This window comes from Georgenia yuyongxinii (genome assembly GCF_006352065.1).
Classification (GTDB): Bacteria; Actinomycetota; Actinomycetes; order Actinomycetales; family Actinomycetaceae; genus Georgenia; species Georgenia yuyongxinii.
Map to the genome: position 1 here is coordinate 501,778 of NZ_CP040915.1, position 12,453 is coordinate 514,230.

10 protein-coding genes and 1 tRNA gene are annotated in these 12,453 nt (G+C 73.0%); 6 read left to right on the forward strand and 5 right to left on the reverse strand.

All coding sequences use genetic code 11. From position 1 onward, the window contains the following. The first annotated feature begins 17 nt into the window (after positions 1-17). Complete coding sequence (locus FE374_RS02255; RefSeq protein ID WP_139927047.1) at positions 18-1,181, forward strand: hypothetical protein; 1,164 nt, start codon at positions 18-20, stop codon at positions 1,179-1,181. A 253-nt stretch (positions 1,182-1,434) separates the two neighbouring features. On the opposite strand, the gene FE374_RS02260 is transcribed toward FE374_RS02255, so the two are convergent. The 4 genes from FE374_RS02260 to FE374_RS02275 all read right to left on the reverse strand — a co-directional run bounded on the left by FE374_RS02260 (position 1,435) and on the right by FE374_RS02275 (position 6,705). Next, complete coding sequence (locus FE374_RS02260) at positions 1,435-2,685, reverse strand: DUF4032 domain-containing protein (protein ID WP_230978428.1); 1,251 nt, start codon at positions 2,683-2,685, stop codon at positions 1,435-1,437. Positions 2,686-2,919: 234 nt separating this feature from the next. Beyond that, positions 2,920-4,047, reverse strand: a complete 1,128-nt coding sequence (locus FE374_RS02265; RefSeq protein ID WP_139927049.1) for an ABC transporter ATP-binding protein — start codon at positions 4,045-4,047, stop codon at positions 2,920-2,922. A gap of 136 nt (positions 4,048-4,183) precedes the next feature. After that, complete coding sequence (gene otsB, locus FE374_RS02270) at positions 4,184-5,275, reverse strand: trehalose-phosphatase (protein ID WP_139927050.1); 1,092 nt, start codon at positions 5,273-5,275, stop codon at positions 4,184-4,186. Then, positions 5,272-6,705 (reverse strand): alpha,alpha-trehalose-phosphate synthase (UDP-forming), encoded by a 1,434-nt coding sequence (locus FE374_RS02275; RefSeq protein WP_139927051.1) that lies wholly within the window; start codon positions 6,703-6,705, stop codon positions 5,272-5,274. Before FE374_RS02275 ends, otsB begins: the two co-directional genes overlap by 4 nt. A gap of 113 nt (positions 6,706-6,818) precedes the next feature. Between FE374_RS02275 and FE374_RS02280 the strand changes: the two genes are divergently transcribed. From FE374_RS02280 to FE374_RS02310, 5 genes are all read left to right on the forward strand, one after another. Then, positions 6,819-7,622, forward strand: a complete 804-nt coding sequence (locus FE374_RS02280) for a serine/threonine-protein kinase (protein ID WP_139927052.1) — start codon at positions 6,819-6,821, stop codon at positions 7,620-7,622. Positions 7,623-8,965: 1,343 nt separating this feature from the next. Continuing rightward, the gene (locus FE374_RS02295; protein ID WP_139927055.1) at positions 8,966-9,988 is read left to right on the forward strand and encodes a 6-phosphofructokinase; all 1,023 of its coding nucleotides are present in this window, start codon (positions 8,966-8,968) and stop codon (positions 9,986-9,988) included. Between the two features lie 21 nt (positions 9,989-10,009). Further along, positions 10,010-10,495: a hypothetical protein gene (locus tag FE374_RS02300; RefSeq protein ID WP_139927056.1), complete on the forward strand. Its 486-nt coding sequence runs from the start codon at positions 10,010-10,012 to the stop codon at positions 10,493-10,495. A gap of 75 nt (positions 10,496-10,570) precedes the next feature. Further along, the gene (locus FE374_RS02305) at positions 10,571-11,344 is read left to right on the forward strand and encodes a DsbA family protein (protein WP_139927057.1); all 774 of its coding nucleotides are present in this window, start codon (positions 10,571-10,573) and stop codon (positions 11,342-11,344) included. An 87-nt stretch (positions 11,345-11,431) separates the two neighbouring features. Continuing rightward, positions 11,432-11,507, forward strand: a tRNA-Thr gene (locus tag FE374_RS02310). Positions 11,508-11,547: 40 nt separating this feature from the next. Here FE374_RS02310 and FE374_RS02315 read toward each other — a convergent pair. Next, on the reverse strand, positions 11,548-12,381 hold the full coding sequence (locus FE374_RS02315; RefSeq protein WP_230978429.1) for a Crp/Fnr family transcriptional regulator: 834 nt from the start codon (positions 12,379-12,381) through the stop codon (positions 11,548-11,550). Positions 12,382-12,453: the final 72 nt, after the last annotated feature.

The following is a 12,453-nucleotide window of genomic DNA, read 5'->3' on the forward strand; positions in this document are numbered from 1 at the left end:
GTGAAAGGAACGACGCCGTGACCTGGAACCGCACCGAGGGCGTGCTCGTCGCGCCCACGCTCGACCCGGAGGCGGTCGCCGCCCACCTTGACGCAGCGGCCGTGGTCGCGCGCCTGGAGTGGTACCCCGGCACCGAGCACCTGCTCTCCGTCTCCATCCTGTCCGACGGCGCTGGCCGGGTGGGCACCAACCGGGACGGGCAGGTGGCGCCCGGGCCGGCCATCGCCGAGCTGGCCGACGGTCTCGGGACGGCGTTCGACGCCGACGTGCTCATGGAGGGCGTGTACCCCGAGGGGCGGCACACCCTGGAGCCGGACGCCGAAGGCGCCGCAGACCCGGCGGCCGTGGACGACGGCATCCCCGGGGTGGTCGAGGACGACGTGCACGACGCCCGCACGGTGGTGCTCACCGCGATGTCCATGCGCCAGGCGCCGCTGCAGGCCAGCCTGCTGCGCCGCGACGTCACCGTCACCGAGCAGCCCGTGGGAGAGGAGACCCGCCTGCTGCTCGTGACGACCGGCACGGGCCACGAGCTCGGCGTGCACGGCTGGGACCCTGACGCCTACCCGGTGCTGCGCCTGCAGGTCGACGACGAGGACCGCACCGCGACGCTCCTGCCCGGGCCCGAGGCCTCCGAGGGCGAGCCGGAGGGCGTCGCCGTGTTCAGCTGGGCGATGCACAGCCGGTTCGTGTTCGGCGACGGCGGGACCTCGGGCGGATCCTCGGGCGGGTCCTCGGGAGGGTCCTCGGGCGGGAGCGCGCCGAGCGCGTCAGATCCGGTCCGCGCGCTGGCCCACGACCTGCTCGGCGACGGCGACGACGCCGCGCTGTTCGCGGCCGCGATCCCCGGCGCCGAGCCCGAGGCGGTCGTCGCGTCGTTCGCCCGACCCGGCGCCGAGGGGCTCGCCGCGTTCATCGCGGCGCTGGGGCTGCCGGCCGCCGTGACCGAGGTGCTCGAGGGCCGCGCCGAACCGGAGAGCCTGCCAAGCGCCGTCGTCCACCACCCGGAGCGGCTGGACCGCGCCGCGGCAGCCTCGGCGAAGATCGTCCTGAGCTCGGGCGCCCAAGCGGTGCGCGCGGCGCCCGCCACCCCGTGGGTGGGCCGGGCGACCGTCGCGGCGGCCTGCGCGGTCGCCGCCGGCCTCGTGGTGCGCTGGCTGCTCCGGCGCGCGCAGCGATAACGCGCCGGTGGCGCGGCATCTCACCCCGCCCCTCCCGCGTGAGATGTCATCTTCTCAGAGCCCCTTTCCCGCGTGAGATGTCATCTTCTCCGCGAGTCATAGCCGCCCCTGCGGGGCGGCCCGGTAGGGCTGGAAATGCTCGCGCGCGCTTTGTACCGTCCGATGTCGCGAGCATTTCCGGATCAGAAGTCATGACATGTCGCGGAGAAGATGACATCTCACGGGGGGACGCAAGGGGGCGAACAGGCGGGCGTCAGTCGATGGCCGGGTCGTCCGCGATGCCGCCGTGGTGCAGGAAGGCGCGCTCGTCGGGGCGATGGCGCAGCACGTTATCGGTGTAGGACCGGATGGCCTCGTGCATCGGCACGTCCCGCTGCTGCTGCTCGGAGATGAACCAGCGGTGCTCGAGCACCTCGTGGAAGATCTCCGCCGGCTCGAGCTTGCGTCGCAGGTCGCGGGGCACGGCGCGCACGGTGGGGGTGAAGACCTCGTCGAGCCAGTCGTGGGCGACGATGGTGAGGTCCTCGTTCTGCCGATCCGTCGCGGCGCGGTAGGCGTCGAGGTCGTTGAGCATGCGCCGGGCCTGGTTTTCTTGCACGTCTTGGCCGGTCAGGCGCATGACCTGGCGGTGGAAGTGGCCGGCGTCGACCACCTTGGGCTGGATGCTCACGGTGGTGCCGTCGATGTCGGTGGTGATCGAGAGCTCGCCCACGTCGTACCCGAGCTCGTTGAGCCGGTTGATGCGGGCCTCCACCCGCCACCGATCGCCGGCCTCGAAGGACTCCTCGCGGGTGAGCTCGGCCCACAGCGACTCGTAGCGCTCCACGATCTGATTCCCGACCTCGATGACGTCGACGTCCTCGTCCAGGGCCTCCCCGGCCTGCAGGTCCATCAGCTCGCCGATGATGTTGGTGCGGGCCAGGTCCAGGTCGTAGTTGCGCTGGCCGGGGGTGAGCTGGGGGTGCAGCTCCCCGGTCTCGGCGTCGACCAGGTACGCGGCGAATGCGCCGGCGTCGCGGCGGAAGAGGGTGTTGGACAGTGACACGTCGCCCCAGTAGAAGCCCGTGAGGTGCAGGCGAACGAGAAGCACGGCCAGGGCGTCGATGAGCCGGTCGGCGGTCTCGGGGCGCATGTACTGGCTGAACAGGGCCCGGTAGGGCAGGGAGTACTGCAGGTGCTCGGTGACCAGGGCCGAGTTGAGGGGCTCGCCGTCGGGGGCGACGCGGCCGGTGATGACGGCCAGCGGCTGCACCGAGGGGGTGTCGAGGCGGGCGAGGGCCCGGAGCTGGTCGTACTCGTGGTGGGCCACGGACTCGCCGATCTCCTTCACGGCGATGATGCGGCCGGAGAGCTTGACGAACCGGACCACGTGGCGGGAGATGCCGCGGGGCAGGGCGGCGAGGACGTCCTCGGGCCATTCCTCGAGGGGCACCTCCCACGGCAGGTCCAGCAGCGCCGGGTCCACCCGGGCCGCGGTGATCTGCAGCTGCTGTGCCGTGGTCATGGCGCCATTGTCTCGTGTCGGGGTGCCGGGCGGCGCGGGGGCGGGCTGCCGGGGACGTGAGGTTTGTCCGGTTGGGTCGGGATGACTCGCGGAGGAAATGACATCTCGCGGAGGAGTCGACATCTCGCGGGCGGGGAGAGCGGGGTGGGAGGGGGCGATCCCGGGGGGATGCGCCGCGGGGCGGGCCCTGGTGGCCCCGCCCCGCGGTGGTGGTGCTTCGGTCCCCTCGCGGGTCTACTGCGACAGGCGCTCGCCGGTCGCGGAGGAGAAGACGTGCTGCTCCCCCTCGCGGATGCGCACGTGGATGAGGTCGCCCTTCATCGGCACGTCGCGCGGGTCGATCCGGACGATGACCTGGCTCTGGTCCTCGCCAGAGCCCAGGTGCTCGACGAGCTCGCGGGAGCCGTGCAGCTCACCGTAGACGTACGCGTCCGAGCCCAGCTCCTCCACGAGGTTGACCGAAACCGGGATGGTGCCCGGCTCGGGCGTCGAGACCCGGTCGAGGGACTCGGGGCGGAAGCCGACGATGACCTTGCCGTCGTCGGCCGAGCTGAGGGCGTCGATCGTGGTGCGGGTCAGCGGCACGCGGGCCTCGCCGAGCACGGCCGCGCCGTCCTGCACATGGAAGTCGCCCAGGTTCATCGCCGGGGAGCCGATGAAGCCGGCGACGAACACGTTGGCCGGGGTGTCGTACATCTCCCGCGGGGTGCCGACCTGCTGCAGGACGCCGTCCTTGAGCACCGCGATGCGGTCGCCCATGGTCAGGGCCTCGGTCTGGTCGTGAGTGACGTAGACCGTGGTGACGCCCAGGCGCCGCTGCAGGGAGGCGATCTGGGTGCGGGTCTGCACGCGCAGCTTCGCGTCGAGGTTGGACAGCGGCTCGTCCATGAGGAACACCCGCGGCTGGCGCACGATCGCGCGGCCCATGGCCACGCGCTGCCGCTGGCCGCCGGAGAGGGCCTTCGGCTTGCGCTGCAGGTACTCGGTCAGGTCGAGGATCTTCGCCGCCTCCTTGACCCGGTTCTCGATCTCGGCCTTGGGATTGCCGGCGATCTTCAGGGCGAAGCCCATGTTGTCCGCGACGGACATGTGCGGGTAGAGCGCGTAGTTCTGGAAGACCATGGCGATGTCACGGTCCTTGGGCTGGACGTCGGTGACGTCCCGGTCGCCGATGAAGATCCGGCCTGCGTTGACGTCCTCGAGACCGGCGAGCATGCGCAGCGAGGTGGACTTCCCGCAGCCGGACGGGCCGACGAGAACCAGGAACTCGCCGTCGGCGATCTCGAGGTCCAGGGCATCCACCGCGGGACGCTCCTGGCCCGGATACACCCTGGTGGCTTTGTCGAAGGTGACTGATGCCATAGAAATGCAACTCCTCCACCGGCAGGTACGTGCCGGACGATCCGTAGTGAAGGTGCCAGGTCGTGTCCGCTCTGACACAGCGGAGTCGCGGCACAATGTCCGCGACAACCACCGAGGTCATCTTCGCACAGAAGTGTTACGAGAAGGTGTCCAAAGTCCCTTGACGCAGCTGGACCAGGCGGACGAGCACGGCGGAGAACTCCTCCGGGTCGGTCACGCGGTACGCGGCGGCGCTGTCGCCGTCGCCGATCTTGATGCTCACGTCGCCCTCGCCGAGGACGGCGAACGCGTCCTCGTCGGTGGTGTCGTCGCCCGCGTAGAGGACGGCGTCGGCGCCGGTCTCCGGCCGCAGCCGCACCAGCGCGTCGCCCTTGGTCACCTCGAGCACGGCCATCTCCACCACCTCCTTGCCCACGATGACTTGCACGGCCCGGGTGGCCGGGCCGTCGAGCACGGCCTGGGTGAGCCGGGCGGCGTCGTCCCGGGCGGCCTGCCTGGTGTGCAGGACGGCGGCGGCGGGCTTCTCCTGCACCCAGGCGCCCTCGACGCCGTCGGCGATCTCGTGGGTAAGGCGGATCAGCTCCGCGCGCAGCTCGGCCTGGTCGGCGCTGAGCTCGACCGGGCTCGCCTCCAGTGCGCCGGCACCGTCCGGCCCGGCGACGACGGTGCCCCACTGGGCGCCGTGGCTGCCCACCACCTTCGTGCCGGCGGGCACGTCGGCGAGCGCGACCAGGTCGTTCGCCTCCCGGCCGGAGACGACGGCGACCGTCACCCCGGCCAGCGCAACCAGGTCCGCGATCGCGGCCGCGGAGGTGGGCAGCATCCGGGACATCTTCGGGTCGAGCACGATCGGGGCGAGCACCCCGTCGAAGTCGAGCCCCACGAGGATCGTGGGCGCGGCGGCGAACGCACGCAGGGCGGCGTCCAGGCCCTCCTCCAGGTGGGCGGTGAACAGCGGCGCGGCCACGCCCGGGCCCGGGACGCCGGCGTCGTCCCCGGCCACCTCGGGTGCGCCCGCGTCGTCCCCGGCCACCTCGGGTGCGCCCGCGTCGTCCCCGGCCACCTCGGGTGCGCCCGCGTCGTCCCCGGCCACCTCGGCGGCTCCGCCGTCATCCGTGGCGTGCCCCGGAGCGTTGCCGCTTCGCGTCCCGTTCACCGGGCTGGGGGCGTCGACGGGGTTGTCCGCGCGGTGGCGGGGCGTGGTGGGGCGCTGGTCGTCGGCGCTCATGCGTGCTCCAGGTGGCTCGGGGCGGACATGGCGAGGTAGCCGAGGAAGTCGTCGGCCCACCGCTGGACGTCGTGCTGGAGCACCCGTCGGCGCATGCTGCGCATCCGGCGTCGGCCCTCCCGCGGGTCGATGCCGATCGCGCGCATGATCGTCGCCTTGGTGCCGTCGATGTCGTGCGGGTTGATCTGCAGGGCTTGGTGGAGCTCGTCCGCCGCGCCGGTGAACTCGCTGAGCACGAGGGCGCCGCCGAGGTCGGAGCGGGCGGCGATGTACTCCTTGGCCACGAGGTTCATGCCGTCGCGCAGGGAGGTGACGAGCATGACGTCGGCGGCCCGGTAGAGCGCGGCCATCTCTTCCATGGGGTAGGAGTGGTGCAGGTAGTGCACGGCGGCGCGGCCGAGGGTGCCGTAGTCGCCGTTGATGCGCCCGACCGTCACCTCCACCTCGTCGCGCAGCTGCCGGTACTGCTCGACCCGCTCGCGGGAGGGGCTGGCCACCTGGACCATGCACGCCTCGGGCACGCGGAGCTGGCCGTCGTCGAGGAGCTCGCCGAAGGCCTTGAGGCGGTGCCGGATGCCCTTGGTGTAGTCGAGCCGGTCCACGCCGAGCAGGAGCACCTCGGGGTTGTTGAGGTTCTTGCGGATCTCCTTGGCGCGGGCGAGCACGGCGGGGGTGCGGGCCAGCTCGTCGAACGACGCGGCGTCGATGGAGATGGGGAACGCCTGCGCGCGGACCTGCCGGTCCGGCCGGGACCAGCGGCCGGGGATGGTCACCTGCGGGCCGCGGACTTGCAGCCCGGTCAGGCGGCGCACGGCGCGTAGGAAGTTCGAGGCGTCGCCGGGGCGCTGGAAGCCGACCAGGTCCGCGCCAAGCAGGCCGTCCACGACCTGCCGCCGCCAGGGCAGCTGGCCGAAGATCTCCACGGGCGGGAACGGGATGTGGTTGAAGAACCCGATCTTCACGTCCGGGCGCAGCAGGCGCAGCACCGCGGGGACGAGCTGGAGCTGGTAGTCGTGGACCCACACGGTCCCGCCGGGCGCGACCGCCTCGGCCGCCGCGGCGGCGAAGCGCCGGTTGACCGCGACGTAGGCGTTCCACCAGTTGCGGTGGAACTCCGGCGCGACGATGACGTCGTGGTACAGCGGCCACAGGGTGGCGTTGGAGAACCCCTCGTAGAAGTCGGCGACCTCCTGCTCGCTGAGCGGCACCGGCCACAGGCGCATGCCCTCGCCGTCGAACGGCTCGTGCTCGAACCCGGCACTGCCCGACCAGCCCACCCAGGCGCCGGCGTTCTTCTGCATGATCGGTGCCAGTGCCGTGACGAGCCCGCCGGGGGAGCGCTCCCAGCTCAGGGAGCCGTCCGGCTCGACTGTGATGTCTACGGGCAGGCGGTTGGCGACGACGACGAACTCATGGTCTCCGGCGGGCATGCGGTGCTTCGACTCCTTCAGTGGCCTGCCAGCCACGCTACCGGGGTCGGTGGCGAGGCGCGTCTTGGTGTGACGCCGGTCTCGCGCCGCCCCAGCAAAGTAGGTTGTCATTCGTGACGGGCGACGGTGAGCAGCGCGAGGTGGGCGGGTACCGCCTCCTGCGTCGCATCGGCGCAGGCGGGATGGGCACTGTCCACGAGGCGGTCGACGCCGACGGGCGCCGGGTGGCGCTAAAGCTTCTCCACCCCCACATCGGCGCCGACCCGCAGGCCCGCAAGCGACTCTCCCGCGAGGTCGCGCTGCTGCACCGGGTGCGCGAGGCCGGCGTGGCTCGCGTGCTCGACGCCGAGGTCGAGGACGCCGAGGCGTTCGTCGTCACCGAGCTCATCGAGGGCCCCACCCTGGAGGAGGACGTGGCCGAGGACGGCCCCTTCACCCCCTCCGAGCTCTCCACCCTCGCCCACGGCCTCGCCGACGCGCTGCGCGCCATCCACGCCGTGGGCGTCGTGCACCGCGACTTCAAGCCCGGCAACGTCATGATGAGCGAGCACGGCCCGGTGATCATCGACTTCGGTATCGCCCAGGTGGCCGACGACGCCCGTCTCACTCAGACCGGGATGGTCACCGGCACCCCCGGCTACCTCGACCCCGAGGTCATCGCCGGCGCCGAGCCGTCCCCGGTGTGCGACTGGTGGGGCTGGGCTGCGGTGCTGCTCTTCGCCGCCACCGGCCGGCCACCGTTCGGGGCGCGGGCCCACCGGTGCCGTGCTCGCCCGGGTCGCCACGGGCCAGGCGGACACCGGGGGCCTCGACCCGGTCGTCGCCCGGGCCCTGGGGGCGGCCCTCGACCCCGACCCGGCCCAGCGGCTCGGCCCCGACGGGGTGCTCGCCGTCCTCGACGGTCAGTGGGGCGATGACAAGCTCACTCGGGTGCTCGGCATGGCCGGGTTAGCCGGCTCCACAGTTGCCGGTGCCGGTGCCGGTGCCGGTGCCGGTGCCGGTGCCGGTGCCGGTGCGGGCGGTGCCGTGGCGGGTGGCGCAGCCACCAGGGCAATGCCGGACGGCGGTCCCCGCCTCCCAGCCGTCTCTCCCTTCGAGGACGGCACCCGCGCCGCGGGACCCAGCGCCGCGGGACCCAGCGCCGCGACGGCGGTGCCGCAGGAGGCGGCCGGCTCTCGCTCGGCCCCGGTCGGCGAGCCGCCGACCCGTGCGATCCCCGTCGAGCCGCAGACGCGGGCGTACCCGGCGGAGCCCGCCACGCGCACGTTCCCGGTAGAGCCCGCCACCCGGGCGCTGCCGCTCGAGCCCGCCACCCAGACGATGCCGGCCCAGCCGCCGCGGATGCCGGAGTCCTACCCACCGCGGCAGGGCGGACCGGTCGGCCACCCCCGGCAGGACGTGATGGGTTCCGGGTATCCCCCGACCGAGGCAGGCACGGGTTACCCCGGCAATCAGGTCGACCGAGGGCTGCCCATGGGCCCCGGCCACCCCGGCGGCTACGGCGCCGAGCCCTTCCCCGGCCGGCCCGGCGGGGACATCCAGCCCTACCCGGGCCAGCCCGGCTTCCAGGAGCCACCACCGGCGTGGGCGTTCCCGGCACGGCGCCGCACGCTGGTGGTCGGCGCCGTGGGCCTTGGTGTCAGCGCGGTGGCCACCGCCTTTCCGGGAGCCTTCCTGGTGGTCGTCGCGGCGTTGCTGGTGCTCACCGCGACCACGGGCTGGGCGGGCCGCTCGCGGCGCGCGTCGCGCCTGCGCCGCGGGGTCCGGCAGGGCGATGACGCGCGCATGCTCGCCGGCCTGCCCTGGCACCTGGTGCGCGGCGTCCTCAGCAGCCTGCCCGGCGCGCTCATCGGCGTCACCGTCGGCGCCGCGACCTGGTGGATCCTCACCGCGCTCGGCGACCCGCGGCTGGTCGAGCCGATCGTGCTCTGGGCCGCCGCGCTCCTTGCCCTGCTTGCCGCCTGGTTCGCCCCCGGCGGTCGCGCGGCACGCGACGGGGCACGCGCGATGGTGGAGGTGCTCACCCCGACGCGTGGCTTCCGCGCCCTGCTGGTGGTGCTGGTGCTTCTGGTGGCCGTCGTGCTGGTGGCGCAGACGGTCTTGGTGGCCCCGGCGCCGCCGAGCTGGTCGCCCCTCCCCGGGCCGCCCTTCGGCTTCTGACGCCCTGCCGGTCCCGGGCACGGTCCCGCACCGCCTCCAGAAGCGAACCTAGACTGAACAACGGACGCGGACAGTCCGCTGTTTGGAGGAGGCAGGCGCCATGCGCATCGGTCTGATCACGGGCGGCGGCGACTGCGCCGGGCTCAACGCGGCCATCCGCGCCGTCGTCAAGCACGCCGTCGGCACGTACGGCCACTCGGTGATCGGGTTCCGCAACGGGTGGAAGGGCGTGGCGGAGGGGGACATCGTGCCGCTCACCCGCCAGCACATCCGCGGCGTGCTGCCACTCGGCGGCACGCTTCTCGGCACCGCGCGCTACCACCCGCACGAGGCGAACGGGCTCGACGCCGTCCAGACCACCCTGGAAGCCGAGCGCATCGACGCGCTCATCTGCATCGGGGGCGACGGCACGCTGCACGCCGCCAGCAAGGTGGCGGAGCGGGGCATCAACGTCATCGGCATCCCGAAGACCATCGACAACGACGTAGCGGGCACGGACGCATCCATCGGCTTCCACACGGCTGTGCACGTGGCCACCGAGGCGATCGACCGGCTGCACACCACCGCCGAGTCGCACAACCGCGTCATGGTCGTGGAGGTCATGGGCCGCCACGCCGGCTGGATCGCGGTCAATGCCGGCATCGCGGGCGGCGCCGAGCTCGTGCTCGCCCCGGAATCGCCGTTCGACATGGACAAGGTGGAGCGCTTCCTGCGCCACCGGCACCGCGCGCACGCGTCGTTCTCCATCGTCGTCGTGGCCGAAGGAGCGGTGCCGAAGGAGGGTACCTCCATGCAGTTCGAGGTGGAGCTTGGCCGGTACGGGGAGATCGTGGCCGGGACGACCGGCGGACGCGTGGCCTCGGAGATCGCCTCCCGCACCGGCTTCGACACGCGGGTGACCGTGCTCGGACACATCCAACGCGGCGGCACTCCGCTGCCGGCCGACCGGATTCTCGGCTCCCGCTTCGGGCACGCCGCCGTCGAGGCCCTCCAGACCGGGCGCAGCGATGTCATGACGGCGCTGCGCGGCGAGCAGGTGGAGCTGGTGCCGCTCGCCGAAGTGGCCGGGCAGGTGAAGTACGTGCCGGCGGATCTGCTGGCCGTGGTGAACGCGCTGGCCTAGCGGCCCCCGTACCCTGGGACGGTGCGTGTGCGAACCGATCGGTGGCGGCTGGGGGCCGTGCTGGCCGTCGCCGCGTGCACACCGCTCCTGCTGGCCCTGCTGACCGGCGCCGCCAGCCTGCACTGCGTGCCGGTCGGCGGCGGGTGGGCCCAGGCCGGGCTGCGCCTGGCGCTGCTCAGCCCGGACGAGGCCTGCCCGTACGGCTCCCTCGCCGTGGGCGCCACGGCAGGTCAGGCGCTGACGGTCGTCGTCGCCGTGGCCGTGCCCACCCTTCTCGCACACCTCGGCCTGCTCACCGGCCTAGCCGGCGTGGTCGGCGCGGCCCGGGCCGTCGTCGTCGCCCTGGCCCTCCGGCTCCTGGGGGCATTCCGTTCCCACGGATCGAGTGTGGTGGTCCCGGCAGCACGCCTCGCCGTCGCCCATGACGTGGTCCTCCCCGACCCGGCGGACACCCGGCGCAGTCCGCACCGGCGCGGGCCGCCGTCGCCGGTCGGCGCCCTGGGCTGAGCGGCCCCGCCCCACCAGGACGCACCTGCCGGCACCGGCACCACCCACGTCACGACCAAACGACAGGAACCACCGATGTCCACCAACATGCCCAAGGCCCAGCGGCGCGAGGCCGCCCGCGAGGAGGCCCGCAAGCTCCGCGACGCGCAGGCCGCCCGCGAGAAGCGCAACCGCAACCTGCTGATCGGCGGGGTGATCGCGCTCATCGTGATCGTCGCGATCGCCGTCTTCGCCATCGTGCGCGAGGGCAACAAGCCCGCCATCGAGAACGTCGCGGTCGTCCCCGCGAACACCACCCTCGAGAACGGCGGCGTCTCCCTCGGTGCGGACCTCGTGGCCGGCACGGCGAACGAGGGTGCGCCGGTGATCGACGTCTACCTCGACTTCACCTGCCCGCACTGCGCCACCTTCGAGGAGGTCAACGGGGAGGCGATCGACGAGCTCGTCGCCGCCGGCGAGGCCACCGTGGTCTACCACCCGATGCCCTGGCTCTCCGAGCCGGACTGGACCAACTTCTCCGCCCGCGCCACGAACGCCGTCGCGGTGGTCGCCGACCAGGCGCCTGAGGCCTACAACGCCTTCCAGCGCGGGCTGTTCGAGCTCTTCGCCGGGGCAGCCGGCACGGAGCCGACCGACGAGCAGATCGCCACCACCGCTGTCGAGGCCGGCGTGCCGCAGGAGGTGGCCGACACCTTCACCGACCGCGAGTTCATCGAGTGGGGCGTCGCCGCCCGCGAGCAGTTCCAGAAGGACGGCTACCGCGGCACCCCCACGGTCCTGATCGACGGCAAGGAGTTCGAGGGCTGGACCGAGCCCGGCGGGCTCGCCGAGGCGGTTAACGCGGCCTGATGCGCTGACCACGGCGGGGCGATGTCCCGCCGACCGGCCGGTGACGAGGCTGCCGCGCAGTTCGTGGCAGACTCGTCCCCGGCCCTCGCCGCCTTAGCTCAGCTGGTAGAGCACCCGCCTTGTAAGCGGACGGTCGTCGGTTCGATTCCGACAGGCGGCTCCATCTCAATGCAGCGTTCCGCCCCCCGACGACGTCGGGGCGCTCACTCGCCCGCGGCCACCCGTGCCAGCCGCTCGCGGTCCAGGATCGCCGTCCAGCGCCGGCCCGAGTCGATGACGCCGTCCTTGCGGAGCCTGCTCATCACCCGTGAGACGGACTCCGGCGTCGACGCGGTCATCCCCGCCAGGTCCGCACGGCTGAGCGGCAGCTGGAGGAGGGTGCCGCCGTCGCCCGCGCGCTCCTGACCGAGCTTGTCCGCCAGCCGCAAGAGCGTGGCCGCCACCCGTTGCGACACCGACCCGCTCATCCGATCCCCGACGGCGGAGCGTGCCCGGGCGAGCCGGGCCGCGACGTCGTCGAGCACGCGCAGGGCCACCTGGGGGTGCTCGGTGAGCACGGACCGGAACGCCGCCGGGTCGATGCGCAACGCGCAGGAGGTGGTGAGCGCCTCGGCGGTCTCGGGGTAGGTGGGCTCGCCAAGGGTGGAGAGCGTGCCGAAGAGGTCCCCGGGGGTGAGCAGGTCCGTGATGACCGTGGTGCCGTCCGCCGTCGGCTGGGAGACCTTCACACGGCCGGCCGCCAGGACGTAGAGATGGTCGGCGGGCTCGCCGGCGCGGTAGAGCGGGTCGCCCTCGCCCCAGGACAGGGACACCATGCGGCGGTCGATGTCGTCCAGCTCGGTCTCGGACAGGCCCGCGAAGTACCCGACCTGCCCGAGCACCTGCATCCGGACCGGGCGGGGGCACGCGTGCGGCTGCGCGCACGTGCTCCGCAACGGGATGTGGCGCCGCGCCGGGCGCACGGCGGGCGCTTCCGCCGTCTCGCGCGCGCCCCGCACGGCCGCGTGCGCCGTCGTCCCCGCCTGGTCTGAACCCACGAATGCCTCCGTCTCTCGCTCGACCATACGGCGAATCGCGGTTGATTGACGGCCGTCATGTTCGTTATCCGG

Excerpts from the sequence above, each read along its gene's own strand:
- FE374_RS02260 (WP_230978428.1), bottom strand. The coding sequence starts at position 2,685 with ATGACCACGGCACAGCAGCTGCAGATCACCGCGGCCCGGGTGGACCCG.
- FE374_RS02265 (WP_139927049.1), bottom strand. The coding sequence starts at position 4,047 with ATGGCATCAGTCACCTTCGACAAAGCCACCAGGGTGTATCCGGGCCAG.
- otsB (WP_139927050.1), bottom strand. The coding sequence starts at position 5,275 with ATGAGCGCCGACGACCAGCGCCCCACCACGCCCCGCCACCGCGCGGAC.
- FE374_RS02275 (WP_139927051.1), bottom strand. The coding sequence starts at position 6,705 with ATGCCCGCCGGAGACCATGAGTTCGTCGTCGTCGCCAACCGCCTGCCC.
- FE374_RS02295 (WP_139927055.1), top strand. The coding sequence starts at position 8,966 with ATGCGCATCGGTCTGATCACGGGCGGCGGCGACTGCGCCGGGCTCAAC.
- FE374_RS02305 (WP_139927057.1), top strand. The coding sequence starts at position 10,571 with ATGTCCACCAACATGCCCAAGGCCCAGCGGCGCGAGGCCGCCCGCGAG.